Annotated in this window: 11 protein-coding genes; all 11 read left to right on the forward strand. The window is 63.5% G+C overall.

Annotated elements, in window-relative coordinates; genetic code table 11:
* Nucleotides 1-695 precede the first annotated feature (695 nt).
* The gene (gene gspE, locus DYL59_RS14015; protein WP_135289723.1) at nt 696-2,114 is read left to right on the forward strand and encodes a type II secretion system ATPase GspE; all 1,419 of its coding nucleotides are present in this window, start codon (nt 696-698) and stop codon (nt 2,112-2,114) included.
* Nucleotides 2,114-3,322 (forward strand): type II secretion system inner membrane protein GspF, encoded by a 1,209-nt coding sequence (gspF, locus tag DYL59_RS14020; protein ID WP_135289724.1) that lies wholly within the window; start codon nt 2,114-2,116, stop codon nt 3,320-3,322. Before gspE ends, gspF begins: the two co-directional genes overlap by 1 nt.
* A 439-nt stretch (nt 3,323-3,761) precedes the next feature.
* Nucleotides 3,762-4,952 carry a substrate-binding domain-containing protein gene (locus DYL59_RS14025; RefSeq protein WP_135289725.1) on the forward strand — a complete coding sequence of 397 codons (1,191 nt, stop codon included), beginning with the start codon at nt 3,762-3,764 and terminating at the stop codon, nt 4,950-4,952.
* Between the two features lie 184 nt (nt 4,953-5,136).
* On the forward strand, nt 5,137-17,157 hold the full coding sequence (locus DYL59_RS14030; RefSeq protein WP_135289726.1) for a filamentous hemagglutinin family protein: 12,021 nt from the start codon (nt 5,137-5,139) through the stop codon (nt 17,155-17,157).
* Between the two features lie 572 nt (nt 17,158-17,729).
* Entirely contained in the window at nt 17,730-18,323 is a 594-nt protein-coding gene (locus DYL59_RS32075; protein ID WP_135289810.1) for a transposase, read from the forward strand.
* Nucleotides 18,324-18,382: 59 nt separating this feature from the next.
* The gene (locus DYL59_RS14045; RefSeq protein WP_135289728.1) at nt 18,383-19,957 is read left to right on the forward strand and encodes a ShlB/FhaC/HecB family hemolysin secretion/activation protein; all 1,575 of its coding nucleotides are present in this window, start codon (nt 18,383-18,385) and stop codon (nt 19,955-19,957) included.
* 24 nt (nt 19,958-19,981) lie between these two features.
* Nucleotides 19,982-21,781 carry a DUF2341 domain-containing protein gene (locus tag DYL59_RS14050; RefSeq protein WP_135289729.1) on the forward strand — a complete coding sequence of 600 codons (1,800 nt, stop codon included), beginning with the start codon at nt 19,982-19,984 and terminating at the stop codon, nt 21,779-21,781.
* Between the two features lie 11 nt (nt 21,782-21,792).
* Entirely contained in the window at nt 21,793-22,218 is a 426-nt protein-coding gene (locus DYL59_RS14055; protein WP_010211136.1) for an ExbD/TolR family protein, read from the forward strand.
* Nucleotides 22,219-22,221: 3 nt separating this feature from the next.
* Entirely contained in the window at nt 22,222-22,926 is a 705-nt protein-coding gene (locus tag DYL59_RS14060) for an energy transducer TonB family protein (RefSeq protein ID WP_135289730.1), read from the forward strand.
* Nucleotides 22,927-22,969: 43 nt separating this feature from the next.
* Nucleotides 22,970-24,670, forward strand: coding sequence for a putative porin (locus DYL59_RS14065; protein WP_135289731.1), 1,701 nt, complete (start codon nt 22,970-22,972; stop codon nt 24,668-24,670).
* Between the two features lie 19 nt (nt 24,671-24,689).
* Nucleotides 24,690-25,316, forward strand: a complete 627-nt coding sequence (locus DYL59_RS14070; protein ID WP_135289732.1) for a DNA repair protein — start codon at nt 24,690-24,692, stop codon at nt 25,314-25,316.
* Nucleotides 25,317-25,324: the final 8 nt, after the last annotated feature.

The raw sequence follows: 25,324 nt of genomic DNA on the forward strand, positions 1-25,324 counted from the left end.
GCCCCACCACTCGGCACCTCGCCTAGGCTCGGTGTGCCCGAACGCAGGCTTGAATCCGTGGGCCGCCGCAATGGGCCATCCATGGCCCAGTGCGGCTAACCCGGCGTCCTGCCGGGTTACCCACGGATTCAAGCCTGCGTTCGGCCAGCGTGGTTTAACGGGGCGACTCAGATCAAGAGCAGAAGCCAAAGCGCGGCGGCCTTATAGCCGACCGATATTGTCTGCCGACCGCCGCCCAAATGTGGGAGCGGGCTTGCTCGCGAAGATCTTGAGGGCGCCGCGTTGAATCAGGTCTCCCGCGTTATCGTTAACCACCATCGCGGGCAAGCCCGGCTCCCACAGGGAACGGCGCAGGCTTCAGCTTTCAGGTCGGCTGTCAGGCCGCCTCGCTTTGCTTTTGATTTTGATCTGAGGCGCCCCGTTAAACACGCTGGCTGGAATTCGGCATGGATTTGGGGGGTAAACCGGCAGGGATGCCGGTTTAGCCGCCCCGCGCCATGGATGGCGCGTGGCGGCGGCCCCCCAAATCCATGTCGAATTACGGGCATACCGAGCCTAGGCGAGGTACCGAGTGTTGGGGCAAGAGCCCTTTGGTTACTTTGGGGCTTTTCCAAAGTGACTCGCCGTAAGGGCGAAACCATAAGCCGCCGTTACCCAAATAATGGATATGTACACCGGAAAACAGGACCAACCCCATGAGCCTGCTCCCCTACGCCTGGGCCAAATCCCAACGCATCCTCCTGCGCCCCAGCAGCGAGGGCATGCTACTCACGGTATGCCCCTCAACCCCCGGTTGGTCCATCAGCGAAGTCCAACGCCAGTTCGGCCAGTCCCACATCGAACAGGTCCGCGACGACGAACTCGACGGCCTGCTCACCACCGCCTACGCCGACACCGGCAGCGCCGCTGCAGTGGTGGGCGCCGCCGAAAACGAGGTAGACCTCGACCGCCTGATGCAAGACATGCCCGAAGTCACCGACCTGCTGGACACCCAGGACGGCGCCCCGGTGATCCGCATGATCAACGCCTTGCTCACCCAGGCCGCACGGGACGAAGCCAGCGACATCCACATCGAACCCTATGAAACCCATTCGGTGGTGCGCTACCGCGTCGACGGCACGCTGCGTGATGTGGTTTCGCCGCGCAAGGCCCTGCACGGCGCGCTGGTGTCGCGCATCAAGATCATGGCCCAGCTCGATATCGCCGAAAAACGCCTGCCCCAGGACGGCCGTATTGCCTTGCGCGTGGCGGGGCGGCCGATTGATATTCGGGTGTCCACGGTACCCACCGGGCATGGCGAGCGGGTAGTGATGCGCTTGCTGGACAAGCAGGCCGGGCGCCTGCAACTGGAAACCCTGGGCATGGAGCCACAGCTGTTGGCGCGTCTGGATACGCTGATTCGCCAGCCCCACGGCATCGTGCTGGTCACCGGCCCCACCGGCAGCGGCAAGACCACCAGCCTGTATGCGGCATTGGCGCGCCTGGACGCCAGCACCAGCAATATCCTCACCGTGGAAGACCCGGTGGAGTACGACTTGCCGGGCATCAGCCAGATCCAGGTCAACGCCAAGATCGACATGACGTTCGGCCTGGCCCTGCGCGCGATCCTGCGCCAGGACCCGGACATCATCATGATCGGTGAGATCCGCGACCTGGAGACCGCGCAAATCGCCGTACAGGCTTCGCTCACCGGTCACCTGGTGCTGGCGACCCTGCACACCAACGATGCGGTGTCGGCGGTCAACCGGCTGATCGACATGGGCGTCGAGCCGTTCCTGTTGGCGTCCTCGTTGTTGGGGGTATTGGCCCAGCGGCTGGTGCGTCGCCTGTGCCCCCATTGCAAGCAGCAAGACCCGGCAGCGCCCGGTACGTGGCGTCCGGTGGGGTGTGCGCAGTGCAACCAGATTGGCTACAGCGGCCGCACCGGGATCCACGAACTGTTCACCGTCGATGACGCGGTGCGCAGCCTGATCCACCAGGGCGCCAACGAACAGGACCTGCGCCTGGCCGCCCGCCGTGCCGGCATGTTCAGCATGCGTGAGGACGGTGAGCGCTGGGTGCGCAGCGGCGTCACCGCGCCGGAAGAAATTCTGCGTGTGACACGGGACGCCTGATGAATCGCTATCGCTATGAAGCCGCCGACGCCAGCGGCAAGGTCGAGGTCGGGCATGTGGAAGCCGACAGCCAGGGGGCGGCGTTTGCCAGCCTGCGCGGGCGTGGTTTGACGGCGTTGCTGGTGCAGCTTGAGGGCAACCCACAAGCAGCCAGTAGCAGCCTGTTCGCCGCCAAGCTATCGGATAACGACCTGGCCTGGGCCACGCGCCAATTGGCGAGCCTGCTTGGCGCCAGCCTGCCGCTGGAAGCCGCGTTGAGCGCGACGGTGGAGCAGGCCGAGAAAAAACACATCGCCCAGACCCTGAGCGCAGTGCGCGCCGATGTGCGCGGCGGCATGCGCCTGGCCGACGCGTTGGCCGCGCGGCCACGGGACTTCCCGTCGATCTACCGCGCGTTGATCGCAGCAGGGGAGGAGTCTGGTGACCTGGCCCAGGTGATGGAGCGCCTGGCCGATTACATCGAGGAGCGCAACACCCTGCGGGGCAAGATCCTCACCGCCTTTATCTACCCCGGTGTAGTGGGGTTGGTGTCCATCGGCATTGTGATTTTTTTGCTCAGCTACGTGGTGCCCCAGGTGGTCAGCGCATTTTCCCAGGCGCGCCAGGACCTGCCGGGGCTGACCCTGGCGATGCTCAACGCCAGCGACTTTATTCGCGCCTGGGGTTGGTTGTGTTTTGCCGGGATCGTCGGTGGTTTCTGGGGCTGGCGCCTGTACTTGCGTAACCCCGTGGCGCGTTTGAACTGGCACAGTCGGGTGTTGCGCCTGCCGTTGATCGGGCGATTTGTGCTGGGTTTGAACACGGCGCGGTTCGCCTCGACCCTGGCGATCCTCGGCGGTGCCGGGGTGCCATTGCTGCGTGCCCTGGAAGCGGCGCGCCAGACCCTGTCCAACGACCGGCTCGACCAATGTGTCACTGACGCTACGGCCAAGGTGCGCGAAGGCGTCAACCTGGCGCCCGCGCTGGCGGTGGAGAAAGTGTTCCCGCCGGTGCTGATCCACCTGATCGCCAGCGGCGAAAAGACCGGTTCGCTGCCGCCGATGCTGGAGCGCGCGGCACAGACCCTTTCCCGCGATATCGAGCGGCGCGCCATGGGCATGACGGCGTTATTGGAGCCGCTGATGATTGTAGTGATGGGGGCGGTGGTGTTGGTGATCGTCATGGCTGTTCTGCTGCCCATCATCGAGATCAACCAACTCGTTACTTAAATGTGCATACGGGCTTGTGTGGGAGCGGGCTTGCTCGCGAATGCGGTACATCCGTGACGGATGCGTTGGCTGATCCACCGCATTCGCGAGCAAGCCCGCTCCCACATTAGTGCTCGGTGTTTTCAGTGTCCCGACCAAGCTCGGGTTCCTCATTTCGTCACATCTGCACCGCTGTGCGGCCTCCAGACACGCACCCTGAAACCCCGCTGTCATCTCCCCTCCAAACCGCTCAAAACCATGACCAAAACACCCGAGAATCTTTTTAAATATCAAGCATTTCCTCCCGAGGTTTTTTCCCACAACGGTCATCGGAAACTGCGACTTTCTCTCCATGGTTTTCACCCCCGGCCACCCCCGCATCAAGGCTTGGGACCGAAGCCATGGCGTCATGCAAGAGCATCTACCCCAAACGTACAAACACGACGAAAGGAGCTTCTTCATGTTTAAGCGCAACGTTCTCGCGGTATCCATGACCCTCGCTGCACTGTGCTCGGCCCAGGCTGCACTGGCTGACATCAACGGCGGTGGCGCAACCCTGCCACAACCGCTGTACCAAACCGCTGGCGTACTCACCACCGGCTTCGCCCCCTACATCGGCGTGGGCAGCGGCAACGGCAAGGCTGCCTTCCTGACCAACGACTACACCAAGTTCGTGGCTGGCGTGAGCAACAAGAACGTGCACTGGGCGGGTAGCGACTCCAAGCTGACCGCAGCTGAACTGTCGACCTACGCGTCTGCCAAACAAGCGACCTGGGGCAAGCTGATCCAGGTGCCGTCGGTGGCCACTTCGGTGGCCATCCCGTTCAACAAAGCTGGCGACGCAGCGGTTGACCTGAGCGTTCAAGAGCTGTGCGGCGTGTTTTCTGGCCGTATCACTGACTGGAGCGAAATCTCCGGTGCTGACCGTACCGGCCCGATCACTGTGGTTTATCGCAGCGAAAGCAGCGGCACCACTGAGCTGTTCACGCGCTTCCTGAATGCCAAGTGCACTGAGGGCGCAGACTTCGCTGTCACCACTTCGTTCGGCAGCAGCTTCGCTGGCGGCCTGCCTGCTGGTGCTGTCGCTGCCACCGGTAGCCAAGGTGTGATGACTGCCCTGGCCGCTGGCGAAGGTCGCATTACCTACATGAGCCCTGACTACGCAGCCACCACCCTGGAAGGTCTGGACGACGCCACCAAGGTTGCTCGCGTCGGTAAAGACGAAGAAAACGGCGTAGAAGGCGTGTCGCCAGCACCGGGCAACGTGTCTGACGCTATTGCCCTGGTCCCGGTTCCGGCCACGACGCCCACCACCATTCGTGCCGATCAGAACAACTGGGTCCCAGTGTTCGGCAAAGCCGGCGTAGCAGGTGTTCAGGCTTACCCTGATTCGGGCTACCCAATCCTGGGCTTCACCAACCTGATCTTCAGCCAGTGCTACGCCAACGCCGGCCAGACCACCCAAGTGCGTGATTTCTTCACCCAGCACTTCGGCGCCACCGCCAACAATGACGCCGCCATTTCGGCCAACCGTTTCGTGCCGCTGCCAGCCAACTGGAAATCGGCCATCACCGATACCTTCGTGACCTCCACCAGCGACTTGAGCATCGGCAAGACCAACGTCTGCAACGGCATCGGTCGTCCGCTGTAACCCAAGCGTTCAACGACCCGCAACACGGATCAGCAACGGCCTGTGCCGTTGCTGATTTTTTTGCGTTACCAGCCCTATGTGAACTTTGCGTGACAAACGTTCAGTCCCGGCCTTCGCCAACCGCCTAACCCTCATACGTGAGCCTGTGTTGCTCCCCGTGGAATAACAAAGAAGGAACCTCCAGATGGCCCGCTGCAAACCAACGGTTAACCGTAAAGCCCAGTCAGTGTTGCGCCTCAAGCCGCTGGCCCAGGCCATCGCTGTGTTGATGGTGGCGGGCAACGCCCATGCCGCCACGGCGTTCAGTTCCGCCTGGTTTGCCGAGAAGGGTGCGAGCCAGGCGGCGACGGCGGCGCGGCTCAGTGCTGGGCAGGGCACGCGGGTTCCAACGTTGAACGAGCAGGCGCGGGTCAACCAGCAGTTGGCGCGCTCTATCAGTACGCTCAATAACAGTGTTGCCGCGATTGCGGCGCAACAGGCGGCGCAGGCCGCCGGGCGGCAAGCGGCATTCGGCCAGGTTTCGACCATTCCCGATGGGCTCGGTAAGGGGGGGCTGCAGGTCGACAACAGCCTGACCCAGGGCTGGACCAACGCCAAGAACCCCACCCAGACCCAATCCGGCGGCAAGACCACGGTGACCATCGAGCAGACTGCCGACAAGGCGATCCTCAACTGGGAAACCTTTAACGTTGGGCGCAACACCACCGTGGATTTCCAGCAGCAGTCCAACTGGGCAGTGCTCAACCGCGTCAACGACCCGAATGCACGTCCGAGTGAGATCCAGGGCCAGATCAACGGCGCCGGCACGGTGATGATCATGAACCGCAACGGCGTGGTGTTCAGTGGCACCAGCCAGGTCAACGTGCGCAACCTGGTGGCGGCGGCAGCGAATATCACCGACGATCAATTCACCCAACGCGGCATCTATGTGGATGCCACGGGCACCCAGCCGACCTTCACGGATGCGGCGGGCAAAGTCCAAGTGCAGCGCGGTGCGCTGATCCAGACCCACAACCCGGCCACGTCCACCGACGCCGGCGGCTATGCGTTGTTGCTGGGCTCCGAGGTGGAAAACGCCGGCACCATCAACACCGCCAAGGGCCAGACCACCCTGGCAGCCGGCGACAGCTTTTACATCCGCAAGGGTGTCGGCACCACCGGCAACGATCGCTCCACCACCCGTGGCAATGAAGTAGCCACAGGCCTCAACAGCGGTAGCAGCGCCGGCAAGGTCACCAACAGCGGCCTGATCATGGCCTCCACCGGCGACATCACCCTCACCGGCCACCAGGTGCAGCAAAACGGCGTGGCGCTGGCCAGCACTTCGGTAGACACCCGTGGCACGATTCACTTGCTCAACTCGGCCACCGACGCCACCGGCAGCGTGACCCTGGGGGAGGGCAGCACTACGGCAATCCTGCTGGACAGCAGTGGCAGCACCGCCCTCAACAGCCAAAAAGGCAATGGCCTGATCAACCTCGACGGCACACCGGCCAACCTGACCACCGGGCAGTTCAACAACCTCAGCGCCGTGGCTGACCGCACTGACCAGTCACGTATCGAGATCGTCAGCGGCGGCACCGTGGACTTCCAGAAGGGCTCGATCACCCTGGCCACCGGCGGGCAAGTCGCCGTCAGCGCCGCAGGGCGCAGCCTGGTGCGCGATGGCGCAAGCATTGACGTGTCGGGCGCAGTCGGCGTCAAGGTGTCGATGGAAGCCAACAACATCAAAATCAACGTACAGGGCAATGAACAACGCGATGCGCCGGTCAACCGTGACGATGGGCAATTGATCAACAACGACGTCTGGGTGGACCTGCGCGAGTTGGTGTTCGTGCCGGCCGGCACCAATGGTTATGCGACAGATCGCTGGTACACCGCTGGCGGTTTGCTGGAAGTGGGCGGTTACCTGGGCACCCAAGGTCATTCGGTGGGGGAATGGATGGCCCAGGGCGGCACCGTGACCTTTACCGGCAAGGATGTGGTGACCCAGCAAGGCGCGCAGATCAACCTGTCGGGCGGCACCGTGGATGTGCAGGGCGGTTATATCCAGCAGACCTGGCTCAAAGGCCCCGATGGCCGTTTGTATGAGCTGTCGCGGGCACCGGGGGACATTCTGTATACCGGCATCTACAAGGGCTTTGAATCCACCAGCGCCCGTTGGGGCCAGACCGAGTATTTCTACAACCCGATGATTGCCCAGCAACGTCGCTACGAGTCGGGCTACACCGTGGGCCGTGATGCCGGCAAGTTGGTGGTCGGCACCACCAGCGCCGTGCTGGAAGGCCAGGTGATCAGCGATGTGTTCCAGGGCCAGCGCCAGACCCAGGCGCCGAACATCAACCTCGACGGTTACCAGCAGTCACAGAAGGCGATGGCCCAGGGCGGCCAGTTGATCATTGGGCAGTACACGCCGATCTACAACAAAACCACCGGCACCTTGCGTTATGCCCTGGGGGCGAATGCCGATGAGGTTCTGATCGAAGGCAACACGCAGAAGATCGCCGATGGCCTGGACCTGAGCACTGCGCTGCCAGCCGATCGCCAAGGCAAGGTCGTGCTCGACAGTGATCAACTCAACGGCTTCCAGTTGGGCGCGGTCAAGGTGGCGGCCACCCAGCAGGTGACCGTTAACGGTGCGCTCAAGGTAGCGGATGGCGGGGCTATCACGCTGTTTGCGCCTGGGGTTGCGATCAACGCCAACCTCACGGCCCATGGCGGCAGTATCAACGCGGGCAATATTCTCAGCCAGGTCGACCCACTTAAAGCCGGGGCGGTCAATGACGCGATCCTGGCAGGCAGCGGCGACGTTAGTGTGGCCAGTGGCGTCAAGCTGGACGCCAGCGGCCGTTGGAACAACCTGGCGCTGGACCCCACGGATATCAGCGGCGTGCCCTATGTAAACGGCGGCAAGGTGTCGCTGCGCAGCACCGGTAACGTGAACCTGGCGAGCGGTGCTGTCACGGATGTGTCCTCCGGGGCCACCCTGGGCGTGGGCGGCACGCTTACCGGTGGCAAGGGCGGCGACGTGACCCTGGGCGCCCTCGGCACCCTGGGCCTGGACGGTGAGGTACGCGGCTACGGCGTGAATGGCGGCGGTACCCTGGCGTTGCAGGCGCGCAAAGTGCAGATCGGCGACAGCGCCACCGCACCGGCGGCCGACACCCTGCAACTGGCTGGGGATTTCTTCAACAAAGGCTTCTCGGCCTACGACATCACCGGCAACGAAGGGTTGTTGGTCACCGACGGCACCCAAGTGGATGTCACCACACCGGTCTACCGCTTGGGCGAGCAGACGTCAGTAATGCCCAGTGGCAGCGACCCGGCCGCGGTGTTGGAGCGCTGGACCCCGACGCTGTATGAGCAAGACCCCATCAATGGCGTGCTGACCCAGCGCCGAGGTGCCAGCCTGACCCTGACGGCCGGCCATCAGGAGTCCACGGCTGCTGAATTGGCGACCACGGCGCTGACCGTGGGCCAAGGCGCGGTGATAACTGTCGACCCAGGCCAGGGCATCAACCTGCGCAGTGTCGGCCAGTTGACCATGAACGGCACCCTCAATGCCTGGGGCGGCAGCGTGAGCCTGGGCGGCTTGACCGTCGCGAGCTCAGAAGGCGTGAATGCCGGCGGCCATGGCCGTTCGATCTGGGTGGGTGAGCACGCGCTGATCGATGTCGCCTCCCGCGCCGTCACCGGCGTGGATAATCGCGGCGCGCTCTATGGCCAGGTGCGCAATGGCGGCAAGATCAGCATCGGCGGCGACATCGACCTGGCCACCGGCATTGCCAAGGCCAGTGACCTGTTTGTCGTGGTGCGTGAGGGGGCGCGCCTGGACGCGTCGGGTAGCCAGGCAGCCTTGGATATTCCGGGGCAGGGCCGTGTGCAGGTCGCCAGTAATGGTGGCAGCATCAGCTTTGCGTCCAACAACGGCCTGTACCTGGATGGCAGCTTTATTGCTCGCGCTGGCGGGGCGGGGGCGGCGGGGGGCAGTTTATCCCTGGCGCTGGAAAGCCCGTACTACGCCAAGAATGCCGTCACCGACCGTGTGCTGAATGTGCGTGAGTTGGTGTTGAGCCAAACCCACCAGGCCAGCGCGTTACCGGGCACCGCTGATGCGGCGGCCGGCAGCCTGGAGTACGGCCATGGTCGCCTCGGGGTCGATCAGGTCAGCGCCGGCGGTTTTGACAACCTGGCCTTGCTCAGCAACGGGCTGCTGGGTTTTGACGGCGATGTGTCGTTGAGCATGGGCCAAAGCCTGCGCCTGTACAGCGGCGCCATGGGGCTCACGGAGAACGCGGCAGACAATTCACGGATCAACCTGTCGGCACCGTATCTGTTGTTGGCGGGCATCCTGGCACCGTTGGACGCCACCAAAGATGCCTATCTGCATCCGATACTGAGCAACGCGGTGTCACAACGCGCGAGCCAGGCGCTATTTGCGGCCAGCGCCAACCTGATCGATGTGCGTGGCAGTGTGCTGTTCAGCAACGCCAGTGATCTGCCGCTGAGCGATGGCAGCGTGGTCAGCGTCAACCGTCGCGGTTTTGATGATGTGCAATTGACCAGCCAGGGCGACCTGCGCTTCCTGGCTGGGGCCGGCCAGGATGTGATTGCCACGGGCATCAGTACCCAACTGATGACGCCAGGGGATATGACCCTGCGGGCGGCGCAGTTGTACCCGGCGACCGAGGTGGGCGCACGGGTGCTGGCGGGGTACCTGAGCGGTGATGTGGGTGCCGGCTTTAACTTCGACCCAACCCGTACCCTGACGATTGCTCGCACCGCTGACAGCAATGCTGCCATGCCGTACTCAGCGTTCGGCCGCTTGGTGTTGGGTGGCGCCACCATCAAACAGGGCGGCGTGGTGCGCGCGCCGCTGGGGTTGATCGAAATCGGCACCCTGGGCACCAGCCGGGTCGAACTGCTGCCCGGCAGCCTCACGTCGGTGAGCGGCAAGGGCCTGGTGCTGCCTTACGGCGGTACGGTGGATGGCCAGATCTATCAGTACAACGGCAAGACCGTGACGTTCCTTGGCCAGGGCGGTAAGCCGAATGTGAACGGTGGGTTGAGCGTCGGCGTGGTCATGGGCGGGCAATCGGTGGCGGTGCTGCCAGACGCGACACTCGACCTGTCCGGCGGTGGCGAACTGCTCGGCGCCGGGTTTATTTCCGGGCGCGGCGGCTCTACGGATGCACGTTACAACCCATTGGTGCAATTTGGCGTCAACAGTGGTTTTGTGCTGCCGGGGCTGGGCACCAACCCGATCTATGCGATTGTGCCGGGTGCGCAGCCGGGCTATGCGCCCGTGGCACCGGAGGGCGGCGCGGTCGACCCACTGATCGGCCAGCAGATCACCATCGGCGCCGGTGTGCCGGGGCTGGCCGCGGGCACCTATACCTTGATGCCGTCTACCTATGCCCTGATGCCGGGGGCGTTCAGGGTGGAAATCAATGGGTTGGCCGCCAGCGCCAGCGACGGTGTGGCCCAAGCCATGCGCAATGGCTCGTGGTCGACGGCGGGGCGCCTGTCTATCGCCAACACGGGCATCGCCAACAGCATCGCGAGCCAGGTGATCCTGACCTCGGCCGACACCTTGCGCCAGTATTCCCAGTACAACGAAACCGGCTATGCGCAGTTCGCCGTGGCCGATGCCGCCAGGCTCGGCGTACCTCGGCCGATGTTGGCGGTGGATGCCAAGACCTTGCAGTTGAATCTGCAGGCGGGTGCGGGGGCGGACGCTTTTTCGTTCCAGGGGATCGGGCGCTTTGACGCCGCCGAGGGCGGCTATGGCGGCACCGTAGCCGTGACCAGCCGGGGCAATATCGAAATCGTTGGGCCAGGCAAGACGGTCACCGGCGGGTTCACCGGCGTCACCCTGGATGCAGAGAGCCTCAATGCCCTGGGCGCTACCCGCATGATGATCGGTGGCATGACGGCGGTGGTGTATGGCCAGGGCGGTAACTACATCGAACTGGCCGGCGGCAGCACAGGCACCATTACCCTTCGGGACGGGGCGACCCTGGCAGCACCGGAAGTGTTCCTGGTGGCCTCCAGCGGCTCCATCGTGGTGGAGCAGGGCGCGTCCATCAACACCATCGGGCGTGGCAAGGCCAGTTATGACGCGCGCGACGGCTTTATCTACAACTTGGCCAACGTGTTGGCGGTGTCCAATGGCTTGCTCAATGTGGTCGCCAAGACGCAACCGCAAGCGGGCAAGGGCATCCAGATCGGTGTCTGCGCCAGTGCACCGTGCAGCGGGCAAACCGCTCTGTACTCAGAAGGCAGCATCGTCGGCTTGACCGACAGCACCCTGCAAATGAGCGACCAGGTGCGCTACGGCACCCGGCACCTCAATCTTGGGCTGACCAGCATCAACGTCGGCAGCCCCGAAGCCCTGGCCGCTGCGGCTGCGGCCAACCGCTTGCCGGCGGGGCTGACCCTCACCCAGGACGTACTCAACCGCCTGTTGCGCGGTGACACCCAGTTCGGCGCCCCCGCCCTGGAAACCCTGCAACTGTCGGCACGCGACAGCTTCAACTTCTACGGCACTGCCACGCTGGACACCTACGATGCGGTAACCGGCAAGTCCCTGTTGAGCAACCTGATGCTCTCCACCCCGGCGATTTACGGTTCAGGCGGCGCCAATGATGTCGCGACGATCCACACCGCCAACTTGATCTGGCAGGGCACCGAGGCGGCACCTGGTACCGTGGTGGCGGGCGGCGCCGGCACTGGCAGCGGGCGTCTGGATCTCAACGCCGAACGCATCGAGTTCGGCTATGGCGAATTTGCCCAGGCCAGCACTACGACGATGTTGAACCGCTTGGCCCTGGGCTTTGCCAACGTCAACCTGACAGCCAGTGACCGCATCACCGCCAACCACAAGGGCAGCCTTTCGGTGTATCAAAGCCAGGGCGCCTACGATGCAATCAAAGGCTTTGCCTACAGCGGCGGCAACCTGAATATCCTCACGCCGTTGCTGACGGGGGCAGCCGGCTCGGTCAACAACATCACCGCCGGTGGCGCCATTGATGTCAGCGCTTCGGCTGGCCCGGTGGGTAAGGTGGATGGCTTGGGCGGCGAGCTGTCGCTGCAGGGCGACAGCCTGCGACTGGCCAGCGCGGTGGTACTGCCCAGCGGTAAGGTGACCCTGGGGGCGCGTGGCGATTTGGTGCTCACTGATGCGGCGCGGGTTGACGTCTCGGGTCGCGCCATCACCTTCAACGACCTGACCAAATACAGCGCGGGCGGCGAAGTCCTGCTGGAAAGCCGTGCAGGTAATGTGTCACAGGCAGCAGGCTCGACCATCGACCTGTCGGCCCAATACAACCAGGCCGGCAAACTGCGCGCCGTGGCATTGGGCAGCGCGGCCGGTACCGTGGACCTCGCGGGCAAGATCCTGGCTGGCAGCAGTGGTTACTACGATGCGGGCGGCACCCTGGTACCGTACCTGGCGGGCGCGGTGGAGGTGCAGGCCCAGCACTTGGGCGGCAGCGGCAGCCTGAGCGACAACTTTGCAGCGCTTAACCAGCGTCTCAACGACGGCCAGGTCTATGGCACCCGCAGCTTCCAACTCAAACAGGGCGACCTGGTCATTGGCAATGGCGTCAAGGCCAACACCGTCAACGTCTCGGTGGATAACGGCAGCCTGCGGGTCACCGGCCTGGTGGACGCCAGCGGCGAGCGCGTCGGCAGCATCAACCTGGCCGGCAAGACGGGCCTGACCGTAGACGGCAGCGCCGTGCTGGATGCCCATGGCACGCAATTGCGCGTGGACAGCTACGGCAAGATCATTGACGCACCGAACCGCGCCATGGTGATCCTCGGCTCAGGCCAAGGCCAGTTGACCCTGGCCGACGGCATGCACATCGACCTGCGTCACGGCACCGAAGCCGGCGCAGCCAATGCCGGGCGCAGCCTTGGCACCCTGGAGCTGAATGCGCCGCGCCTGGGTGGCAATGACATTGCCATCGACGCCAGTGGCAACCTGATCATCGAGGGTGCGCGCTCGATCGCCTTGAACGGGATGATCACCTATGACGATGCCGAGGTTAAAAATGACCTGACGGTCAGCGGTAGACCGTATCAGGTGATCGATAAGGATTATCTCGATAAAAAACATACCGCCAGCGAGGTGTTCATCAACGCAGCCCTCAAGAACGACAACCTGGTGCACAACAAACTCGCCGGCCTGAACAATGCCACCTACGGCGATACGTTCCACCTGCGCCCCGGTGTAGAGATCATCAGCAACACCCCGGATGGCGACTTGGTGGTGCAGGGCGACCTGGACCTGTCCGGTTATCGCTACGCCAGTCTCAAATCGACCCAGCTCACCGAAGCCGGCAGCCTGACCCTGCGCGCCGGTGGCGACTTGAATATCTACGGCAGCATCAACGACGGTTTTGCAGCGCCCACAGCCAGCGCCGATGACAACGGCTGGGTACTGCGCGCCGGCATTGACTACACCGGCGGCACGGTGGTGGTGCCCGGTAACGGCGTGAGCCTGGCGGACGGCACCACCTTCCCCGGCGGCTCAATTCTCAACTTCGACTTGCCGATGAAGGCCCGCAGCCTGCCGGTCGGCACCCGATTGCCGGTGGCCGCGACCCTCAACGCCACCTTGGCACTGCCGGCGGGCACGCTATTGGCCGGCGCGGTGCGCAATGCCGCAGGGACTGTGCTGTACCCGGCGGGCACGCTATTGACCGAGCGTGTGAGCCTGCCTGCCGGCAGCATCCTGGACGCCGGTAACGTGTTGGTGAGCCTCACCAGTGTGCGAATCATGACCTGGCCCGCGGGCGTGCCACTGCCCGGGAAACTGGGCAGCACGGCCACGGTGATCCTCAATGGCACCAAGTTGCTGCCCCGTGGTGCGTTGTTGCCGGTGGGCACCAACGTCAAGTTGCTGGGCGGTGTGGCCTCGGTGCAACTGCGCACGCCTGGGGCGGATGGGCAGGGCAAACTGTGGGCGGCTGCGCCGATGCTCGCCGAGGGCTCCCAGGCTTGGTCGATGCGCCTGGTGGCCGGTGCCGATACCCAGGCGACCGACAGTCGCTTGCTGCAATCGCATCCAGCGGCCGGCAATTTGCGTTTGGCCGACAGCCATTACGGGGTCTATGGCCCGACCAATATTGTGGGGGGCAGCACGCGTTTCAGCGTGATCCGTACCGGCGCGGCAGACCTGGAACTGCTGGCCGGCGGCGACCTGAGCATGGAGTCGTTGTTTGGTGTGTACACCGCCGGCAGTTCTGCGGCGGTTACACCCGGTAGCCCGACAGGCGCCTGGTACCCGGAGGGCGGCGGCAATCTGCTGGTGAAGGTGGGTGGGAACCTGACCGGTAACATCACCAGTCAGGCTAACGTAGGTGTTGGACGACCTGTGCCAACCGACATTGGCCAGGATTCGACCAACGTCGGGAACTGGTTGTGGCGTCAAGGCAATGGCTTGAGTGGCAGCGCCGCGCAAGCGACTGCCTGGTGGATCAACTTCGGGGCTTTTGTGCCGGTACCGGATGTGGCCGATCAGATGGTGGGCTTCACCGGGTTCGGTACGCTGGGCGGTGGCAACCTGAATGTCGAGGTCGGCGGTGATGCGGGGATCCTCAGGCCTTTGGCAGCGGGTTATGTGGCTGCCAACGTGAGCCCCCGCAGTACGGGCCTGGTGCTGGCCGTGGGCAGCACTGGCCGGGTCGCGGCCGATGGCAGCGTGCAGCTTACCGGCGGCGGCGATATGAACGTGCGGGTCGGCGGCGCGGTGAACCCGGGCAGTGAAATCGCGTTGGGCCCGCTCAATGGCGCCCTGGTGAATCTGCGCGGGCATGTGCAACTGACGGGTGGGGCCTTGGGTAGCCTGACCTTGCGCTACGGTACCCAGCCTGCAAACCAAAGCCCCAGTGAGGTCCGCGCGTTCGATACGATGCGCTCGACCTCTGCGTTGGCGGCGGGTGGCTGGAGCCTGTTACCGGGCGACGCGACCTTCAGCCTGGCCACCCGTGGCGATTTGGTCCTGCAAAACGTGGCCGACCCCGGTCGTGCACCGCAGATGAATGTCCTGCCCTACGAGAAAGATGGGGTCAGTGGTTTCGGGCAGACCTGGTTCAGCCTGTGGACCGAGCGCACGGCCATCGATCTGTTTACTGCCGGGGGCAATCTTACGCCGTTGACGCAGGCCTTGGAGACTGACATGGCGGCGGTGTATCCCGCGACGCTGCGTGCCGTTGCCGCTAACGGCAGCCTGTATTACGGCGGCGCTTCGGCCAGCAACCCATCAATCGTTCAGCCACTCAAGGCCATGGTGTTGGCACCGTCGAGCAAAGGGCAGTTGGAGCTGTTGGCGCAAGACTCCATCTATGGCGGCGACCTGACCATCAGCCGCTCCAGTGCCGCACCTGATACGTTGGCGACTATTTTCAAACCCGCCTTCCTGGGCTTTATCAACCGTGCGCCGGTGACAGGCAGCGGGAATATTTCCAGCGACGGCAGCGTGGCCGGCGTCGGGCTTCATCCCTTGTTTGCTTTTGGCCCCAACACCGCCAGTACGGCGTGGGGCGATACCCTTGAACCCGCACGTTTCTATGCCTTGACGGGCGACCTGCTGGGCACCAACAGCGGGCGTACCCTGACCATTACCGGTGTCGATGACCCACGTTTCGGCCAGACTTACCATGAAGGCGCCGGTGCGGTGTGGATGTTGGCTGGCCGGGATATTGTCCGCAGCGGCACGCTCTTGAGTGGTGCCAATGGTGGCGACGCCACGACCGGGCAATACACCATCACTGGCAACCTGTTCGTGCATAACAACCCCACCGATATCTCCATTGCCAGCGCCGGGCGCGACATTCTCTACAGCAGCTTCAACATCGCCGGGCCCGGTTCACTGGAAGTGACGGCAGGGCGCAATATCCTGATGGATGACAAGGTCGGCATCACCAGCCTGGGCGCCGTGGCGGCGGGCGATACGCGCCCTGGCGCCAGCATCGTGCTGCAAGCCGGTGTCGGCCCCAACGGCCCGGATTACCTGCGCTTCGTCGAGGCCTACCTGAACCCGGACAACCTGGCGCAACCGGGTGAGTCGATCCAGGGCGGCAAAGTCGCCAAAACCTATGAACGCGAACTGGCCAGTTGGCTCGGCGAGCGCTTCGGTTTTGCCGGCAGTGCCGAACAGGCCCGTGCCTATTACGCGGCGTTGCCTGGCGAACAACAACGGGTGTTTGCCCGCGATGTGTACTTCGCCGAACTCAAGGCGGCAGGGCGCGAGTACAACCAGGACGGCAGCGTGCGCCAGGGCAGCTACCTACGAGGCCGCGCGGCCATTGCAGCGCTGTTCCCGGACAAGGACGTGGCCGGCAACCCGATCACCTACAAAGGCGATATCACGATGTTCGGCGGTGCAGGCGTGCACACCAACTTCGGTGGCTCCATCCAAATGCTCACTCCGGGCGGCAGCCAGACCTTCGGTATCGAAGGCGCGGCACCACCGTCGACGGCGGGCGTGATTACCCAGGGCGCCGGCGATATCCAGCTGTACTCCCTGGGCAGCATCCTGCTGGGCCAGAGCCGCATCATGACCACCTTTGGCGGCTCGATCATGGGCTGGACCGCCGAGGGCGATATCAACGCCGGGCGGGGTTCCAAGACCACCGTGGTGTACACGCCGCCCAAGCGCGTCTACGACAACTGGGGCAACGTAGGCCTGTCGCCGTCGGTGCCGAGCACCGGTGCGGGGATCGCCACGCTCAACCCGATCCCGGAAGTGCCGGCGGGGGACATCGACCTGATCGCGCCGCTGGGCACCGTCGATGCGGGCGAGGCGGGTATCCGCGTGTCGGGCAACATCAACATCGCCGCATTGCGGGTGGTGAACGCGGCGAACATCCAGACCCAGGGCAAGTCGTCCGGGGTGCCGGTGACGGCCGCTGTCAACACCAACGCCATGAGTTCGGCCAGCGCGGCGGGGGCGGCAGCATCCCAGGCCGCAGAAGACGCCGCACGCGGCCAGCAGGCGGCGGCCAAGCAGGGTCGGCCATCGATTGTCACGGTGGAGGTGCTGAGCTTTGGCACCGAACCCGTGCCCCGTGAGCCCGAGCAAAAAAGCTCCAGCTACAACCCCAACAGCCCGGTGCAAGTGCTCGGAGCGGGGCCGCTGAGCGAACAGGCGCGAGCGCGGTTGACGGACGAGGAGCGCAAGCAGATCACGTTGTAGCGTTTTTGAAGGACCTCTCGATGTAGCTTTGGGGCGATCAGTGATCGCCCCTTTTTTTTGCACATTCATTCAACTCTACAGATACACCCAGATCCAACTGTGGGAGGGGGCTTGCCCCCGATGGCGGTGTGTCAGCTGCAAATTTTTCGGCTGACACTCCTTCATCGGGGGCAAGCCCCCTCCCACAGTTGATCTCCCTATGTCTGATAGATCTCGATCTGCTCTGGCTCTGGCTCTGGCTCTGGCTTTTGATCTTGATCTTAGGCGCCCCGTTAACCACGCTGGCCGAACGCAGGCGAGGTGCCGAGTGGTGGGGCAAGAGCCCTTTGGTTACTTTGGTGCTCTTTTCCAAAGTGACTCGTCGTAAGGGCGAAACCAATATCAGCCCTCACCTGAATAATGGATATGTACTCCGCCCCAAATGCCCACCAACCAATCCCAAATGAAGCTTTCATGACAAAAGTTCGGTAGCTCCCGCCCATCCCCGTCTTGCCTATGTAACGCGCTGGATACGATCAAAAGTCGTCTCCGCAGCCGTCAGCAGGACGCCAGGAGTGGGGCAAATGGGAACTATGGAACGTTACTCGAAAGTCGGCATGCAGGAGCTCGATCAGCGCCTGTCAAAGATCGTCGAAGCCGCGCGCAAGAAGCCCGTTTCGGTGTACCGCTACGGTGCACCGTGGGTGTGGATCGTCTCCCAGGAAGACTGGCAGGGCGCCTTGAAGGAAGTGTCCAGCTACATCCCGGCGGGTCATTCGCTGGTGTTGCTGCGCCCACAGATCGACGAGGTGCTCGACCAGCATCGCGACTGGTTGATGGCCGAGCCCGGCATGTTGATCGCGCCGCACACCCTGGTGCACATCCTGTTGCTGCAACTGCTGTATTCGGTACCCAGCGAACAGCAACTGCACGAGCAGCTCAACTACAACCTGCTGTTTCGCTGGTTTGTCGGCCTGGACCTGAACCAGAAGGTCTGGAGCATCCATGTGCTGAGCCGTGACATTGCCACGCTGCTGGGCAACCCGCGTGCCGTGCAACTCATCCAGAAAATCATCGGTGAAGTGTTTTGTGGCGCCTTGCTGCACATGCCGGAGTTCTCGTTGAACTTCGCCTTGCTGCATACCTGGCTGGCCCGGCACAGCCATCTTTCGACCACGAACAATTGAGCGGGCCAGACGCCGTGCACACGGCGATGGCGCAAAAACCTAGGAATGCAGGGGGCGGTGTGGAGCATCTGTTCAAGTCAACGCTGGCGCTGTGCTGCCTGACGTTTTGGGCCGTGGCCCAGGCGCAGGAAGAGGGCGCGGCACGCCGGGTGGACGTCAATGAGTACTTCGTGCGCGGCAATACCGTGCTGGATGCGGCGGCCATCGAAGAAGCGGTGTACCCGTTCCTGGGGCCGCAGAAGACCTTGGGCGATATCGAAGGCGCCCGTGACGCGTTGCAAAAAATCTACCAGGCGCGGGGCTACCAGTCGGTGTTTGTGGAGCTGCCGGAGCAGAAGGTCGATGACGGCATCGTCTACTTGCAAGTCAGCGAAACCAAGGTGGGCCGCGTGCGTGTGGTGGGCGCCAAGCATTACTCGCCGGTGGAAATCCGCGACGAAGTGCCGGGGCTCAAGGAAGGCGCGGTGCCGGACTTCAACAGTGTGCAAACCCAGTTGGCCGGGCTCAACCGCAGTGCTGGCCGCCAGGTCACGCCGCTGGTGCGTGAAGGTCAGCGCGCCGGCACCATGGACGTGGATTTGCAGGTGGAAGACCAGAACCCCTGGCACGCCAGCATCGGCCTGAACAACGACTACAGCGCCGACACCGAAAAACTGCGCTCGGTCGCCACCCTCGGCTACGACAACCTCTGGCAACTGGGCCACAGCATTTCCCTGACCTACTTCACCGCGCCCCAGGACAGCAGCAATGCCAAGGTCTGGTCCGGCTCCTACAGCGCGCCGCTGGATGAGCGCTGGACCTTGCAGTTCTCCGGCTACCAGTCCGACAGCAACATCGCCACCCTGGGTGGCAGCAACGTGCTGGGCAAGGGCCATTCCTACGGCGTGTCCGCGATCTACAGCCTGCCGGCTGCAGGCAATTGGGCCAACTCGTTCTCGTTCGGCATCGACTTCAAAGATTTCGACGAGGAGATGAAATTCGGCTCCAGCAGCGACCAGGTGCCCCTCAAGTACGCACCGTTCACCCTCGGCTATAACGGCTACCGCTACACCGAGCAATCCCAGCTGGGCCTGGGCCTGAACCTGGTGGTGGGCACCCGCGCGTTCTTTGGCTACGGCAGCGACGCCGAGGAGTTCGACTACAAACGCTACAAGGCCAGCGCCAGTTTCGCGGTGCTCAAGGGCGACCTGAATTACACCTACACCTTTGGCAACGATTGGCAGTCGGCGACCAAGGGCGCGTTCCAGTTGGCCTCGGGGCCGCTGGTATCCAACGAGCAATATTCGGCCGGCGGCGCGACCTCGGTACGCGGCTATCTGGCGGCGGAGCGCACTGGGGATGAGGGTTATCTGCTCTCCCAGGAAGTGCGCACGCCGTCCCTGGCCAAGTTCCTCGGCAGCTATGTGCAGGAGTGGCGCTTCTACGCGTTTGCCGAAGGCGCGCGTATGCGCCTGCACGACCCTCTGCCCGAGCAAGAAGACGAATACAGCCTGGCCAGCGTCGGCCTGGGCACCCGCGCCAGTTTGAGCAAATGGTTGTCCGGCAGCCTGGATTGGGGCTACCCGCTGCTCGATGGACCGAACACCCAGAAACAGGACTCGCGGCTGCACTTCAGTGTGCAGGCGACTTTCTGACTTTTTCTTCCGGAGACTTCACCCATGCAACGCCTATTCCTGAGCCTGTTGATCTGCCTGGGCTTCACGCTCCCGGCCACCGCCCATGCCTGGTGGCAAGACGACTGGCACTACCGCAAACAGATCACCGTGGACACCACCGCCCAAGGCGCCGCGATCAACCAGGCCCTGGGCCGCACCGCGCTGCTGGTGCGCCTGCACACCGGCAACTTCACCTTCGATGGCGTAAAGGATGACGGCGCCGACCTGCGCTTTGTCAGCGCCGACGACAAGACGGTGTTCAACCACCAGATCGAAAGCTTCGACCCGCTGATGGGCATGGCCTTGATCTGGGTGGATGTGCCCAAGGTCGAAGGCGGCCAGCGCCAGGACCTGTGGATGTACTACGGCAACCAGAAGGCCCCGGCCACCAGCAACGGCCAGTTGGCGTTCGACCCCAGCTACACCGCGCTCTATCACTTTGACGGCGCCAACGGCACACCGGCCCGTGATGCCACGGCCTATGCCAACACGGCGCTCAATGCCACCGGCGCCAGCATCGATGGCGTGATTGGCCGAGCCTTGCAGTTCAATGGCCAGCCGTTGATGTTGCCGGCCAGCCCGTCGCTGCAACACGCTGCGGGTGGCGCGTTCACCTTCAGCGCCTGGCTACGCCTGGACCAGGCCAGTGGCGAACAGATTGTATTGGCCCGCCGCGACGGCCCCCACAGCCTGCTGCTGGGGCTGAACCAGGGCACGCCGTTTGTGGAAGTCGACGGCCAGCGCGCCGTGTCGAGCCAACCGCTGAACCCCGGCCAGTGGCAGCACCTGGCGTTCACCGCCGAGGGTGAAAAAATCGCGCTGTATGTAAACGGTCGCGAAATCGCCAACCTGGCCGTGGCATTGCCCGCGTTCAATTCCCAACTCGCCCTCGGTGCCGACCTGCCGGAAGCGGGCAGCACGCACCTGCCATTCGCCGGGGCCATCGACGAGCTGCGCCTGTCCAAGGTGGCACGTCCAGCCGCGTTGCTGTTGGCCGATGCCAGCGCCCAGGGTGCCGAGTCCAAGCTGGTGGCTTACGGCGTGGATGAAGAGCAGTCGGGCTTCGGTTTTGGCAGCCTGGGCTTTTTGCTCAACGCTGTGCCGGTGGATGCCTGGGTGATCATCCTGGTGCTGGTGGGGATGATGGTGCAGTCGTGGGTGATCATGTTGCGCAAGAACCGCCAGGTGGCCCGCGTGAGCAGTGCCAACGAGGTGTTCCGCGAGCACTTCGCGCAGATCGGCACACGCTTGGAGATGTACGCCGACGACGCGCAACTGAGCGAGCGCCTGGCCCATTCTTCGCTGTGGCGCCTGTACCTGGTGGCGGTCAAGGAGATCCGTACCCGCCGTGCCCAGGGCGCCGATACCTCGTCGGTGTCGGCCGCCACCATCGAAGCGATCCGCTGCTCCATGGACGGTGTGCGCACCCGTGAAAACCAGGCCCTCAGTTCCAAGCTCTCGACCTTGTCCAACGCCATCGCGGGCGGCCCGTATATCGGCCTGCTCGGCACGGTGCTGGGGATCATGGTGGTGTTCCTCGGCACGGCCATGGCCGGTGACGTAAATATCAACGCCATCGCCCCCGGTATGGCGGCGGCCCTGCTGGCCACGGCCATGGGCCTGTTCGTCGCAATTCCCGCGCTGTTTGGCTACAACCGCCTGATCACGCGCAACAAGGAAGTGAGTGCGGACATGCGTGTGTTCGTCGACGAGTTCATCACCCGCCTGGCGGAGATGCACGGCGAGAGCCAATCCAGTGAAGCCGCGCACCGTCGCGACCACCACGCTGCCGTTCCGGCCTGAGGAGAATCGCCATGGCTAGCGTAAACGCCTCCCACGACGATGACGATGATGCCGCCGTCGACAGCATCAACATCACGCCCCTGGTGGACGTGCTGATGGTGGTGTTGGTGATGTTTATCCTCACCGCCACCGCCCAGGTGTCGGGCATCCAGATTCACTTGCCCAAGGCCAGCGCCTCGGTGTCGCTGTCGGAGGCCAAGACCAAGGCGATCTCGGTCAACGATGGCGGCCAGGTGTTCCTCGACGCTTACCCGGTGACCCTCGGCGAGCTGGAAGAGCGCCTGCGCATTGAAAAAGCGCTGAACCCGGACTTCCCGGTGATCGTGCGCGGCGATGCGATGGTGCAGTACCAGAAGGTGATCGAAGTGCTTGATTTGCTGCGACGGCTGGAGCTGTCCCAGGTCGGGTTGGTCACCGGCAAACCGAGCCAGGGCTGAGTCATGACTGCACAGATCCCGATCGCGCCGTTGCCGGTGAAAAAGAAGCCACCATTGCGCCCGCTCAAGTGGGGCGCAGGCCTGTTGCTGGGCGCGGTGGCGGCCTGGTTTTTGTGGCAGTGGGCCAATGACATGAGTGGCATACGCCGCGAAGCGCCGAAGGTGCCGACGATCATTCCATTGCCGCCACCGCCGCCGCCACCACCGGAAAAACCCAAGGAGCCCGAGCCCCAGGTCGAGGAAAAAGTCCCGGAGCCCGTGCCTACGCCAGAGCCTGAGGAGGTCAAGCCAGCGGAGGAAGCGCCGCCTTCGCCTGCCGATGACCTGGCCAACCCGATGCAGATCGATGGCGATGCCCAGTCCGGCAATGACGGTTTCAACATCGGCGCCGGCAAGGGCGGTGGCATGGCGGGTTCCGGTGGCGGCGGCTTGGGTGCTGGCACTTACAAGCAGTACCTGGCGGGGGTGTTCCAGCGCCTGCTGCGCGAAGACCCGGAACTGCGCAAGAAGGCCTACACCGTGCAGGCGGACTTGTGGCTGAACGCCGAGGGCCAGGTCACCCGTGCGCAGTTGGCCAACTCCAGCGGCGATGCGCAAACCGATGCCCAGGTATTGGCCGCGCTGCGTGCGCCCCATGCCACGCAGCGGGTGCCGGCTTCGATAACGATGCCGGTACGCCTGTCCCTCAAGGGCCGTCGCCCGGATTGATCGAACCTTATTTTTGGCAATTTTCTACAGGAGTTGCGTACACATGATTTCCCCCGTGAATCGACTGACCCTGGCGGTTGGCATGGTCATCGCGACCCTGGTCGGCCAGGCGGCAGCAGCCCCGGTCGCCCCTTCGGAAAACGTCACCATCAACCTGATCCGGTTGCTGGTGCAGCAAGGTGTATTGACCCAGGACACCGCCAACGGGCTGATCGCCCAGGCCGAAAAGGAAGCCCAGCAGGCCCGCCAGGCGAATGCCGCGCCGGTGGTTGCCGCCGGCCCCACTGCAGCGCCCGGTGATGTGCGGGTGCAGTATGTGCCGCAGGCGGTGCGTGACCAGATCCGTGACCAGGTCAAAGCCGAAGTCATGGCCACTGCCAAGCAGGAAAACTGGGCCCAGCCCAATACCTTCCCGGACTGGATCTCGCGCATCAGCTTCGATGGCGATATCCGCCTGCGGGATGAGTCGCGCTTTTTCTCGGGTCGCAACAGCAACGAAATGACGGACTGGGCCAAGCTCAACGACAGCGGCCCTTATGACGTCAACAAGAACTCCAATACCAAGTTCCCGCCGCTGATCAACGCCAACAAAGACCGCGAAAACCTGTTCCGACTGCGCGCCCGCCTGGGCATGAAAGCAGTGATCTCGCCTGAATGGACCGCCGGTATCCGTCTGGGCACCGGTTCCGACAATAACCCGGTGTCCACCACCCAGACCCTGGGCGGCGGCTTTGGCAAGAAGGACATCTGGCTCGACCAGGGTTACCTGACCTGGAAAACCACCGACTACATGAGCCTGACCGCCGGGCGTATCGGCAACCCGTTCTATTCCACCGACATGATGTACTCCAACGACCTCAACTTCGACGGTGTGGCGGCGATCTTCAACCACAAGCTCAACAGTGAGTGGGGCCTGTTCGGTACGCTCGGCGCGTTCCCGGTGGAGTACACCTCCGACAGCGCCACCACCAACGGCGTCGATAAGGAAGACAGCGAGACCAAATGGCTGTTCGGTGCGCAGATCGGCGCCGACTGGAAGATCAACCGTAGCAACAGCCTCAAGCTGGCGGGCGCCTACTACCAGTTCCAGGACATCGAAGGCCAGCGTTCCAGCCCGTGCAGACCCTGGGCGGGCGAAGCCGGTTGCGACACCGATGGCACGCGCGTGGCCTTTATGCAAAAGGGCAACAGCGTGTTCCTGCTGCGTGACATCACGCCTGACGCGACTGACCCGGTCAGGACCCCGAACGCGCAGTATGTGGGCCTCGCCTCCAAGTTCAACGTGCTGGACCTCAATGCGGTCTGGGACAGCGAGCTGCCGGGCGACTTCAAGCTGCGCAGCCAAGGCAACTTCATTCATAACCTGGCCTACGACAAGGGCGAAATGCTCAGGCGCAGCGAAGGCGAGATCGTCAACAACATCAACAGCAATGGCCAGTTTGAAAGTGGCGGCAATGCGTTGATGGTTTCGTTCACCCTCGGCAACGCGTTTGAAATGCGTAAGCGCGGCGACTGGAACGTATTGGCGGGCTACAAGTACATCCAGCCCGATGCCTTGCCCGATGGCTTCAACGATTCCTCGTTTCACTTGGGCGGCACCAACGCCAAGGGTTACTTCATTGGCGCCAACTACGGCATCGAAAAGAACATCTACGCCAGTGCGCGTTGGTTGAGTGCTTCCGAGGTGTACGGCGATCCGTTTGAAGTGGATGTGATGCAACTGGAACTCAACACGCGCTTCTGATGCGCACAGGAGATGCCACATGAACACGCGAATCTGCGGGCTGCTGTTGCTATTGATCGCCACCGGCGCCAGCGCCGAAGGCATGGAAGAGCGCCTGCGTACCCAACTGCGCAGCACCACCCAGCAGTTGCAGGCGTTGCAAAGCGAGCAGGCCCAGGCCAGTGCGGCGCGCATCGCTGCCGAAAACCAGGCCAAGCAGGCCCAGGCGCAAATCAAGCAGTTGACCGCCGAGCTGGAAAAAGCCCGTGGCGTGGCCGAGCAAATGGCCGGCCAGCAACAGAGTCTGCACAGTCAGGCGCAAGCCCAGGTGGCGGCGAGCAACGAGCAGATCGGCAAGTTCAAGAAGGCTTATGACGAGCTGCTGGTCCTGGCCAAGGGCAAGGAAGCCGAGCGTGCGCGCTTGCAGGCCCAACTGAGCGAACGTGACACACAAGTGCAGCAATGTTCGGTCAAGAATCAACAGATGTACGGCGTGGCCCAGCAACTGCTGGCGGCCTACGAAAAGATCGACGTGGCCGAGGTGATGAGTATCCGCCAGCCCTTCGCCAGCAGTGCACGGGTCAAGTTCGAAGAACTGGCCCAAGGCTTTGGTGACGATCTGTACAAGAGCCGTTTCGATGCGCCCCAGGCAACCGCCAATCACTGATAGACAAG

The sequence above is a fragment of the Pseudomonas kairouanensis genome, assembly GCF_004682055.1.
Lineage (GTDB): Bacteria > Pseudomonadota > Gammaproteobacteria > Pseudomonadales > Pseudomonadaceae > Aquipseudomonas > Aquipseudomonas kairouanensis.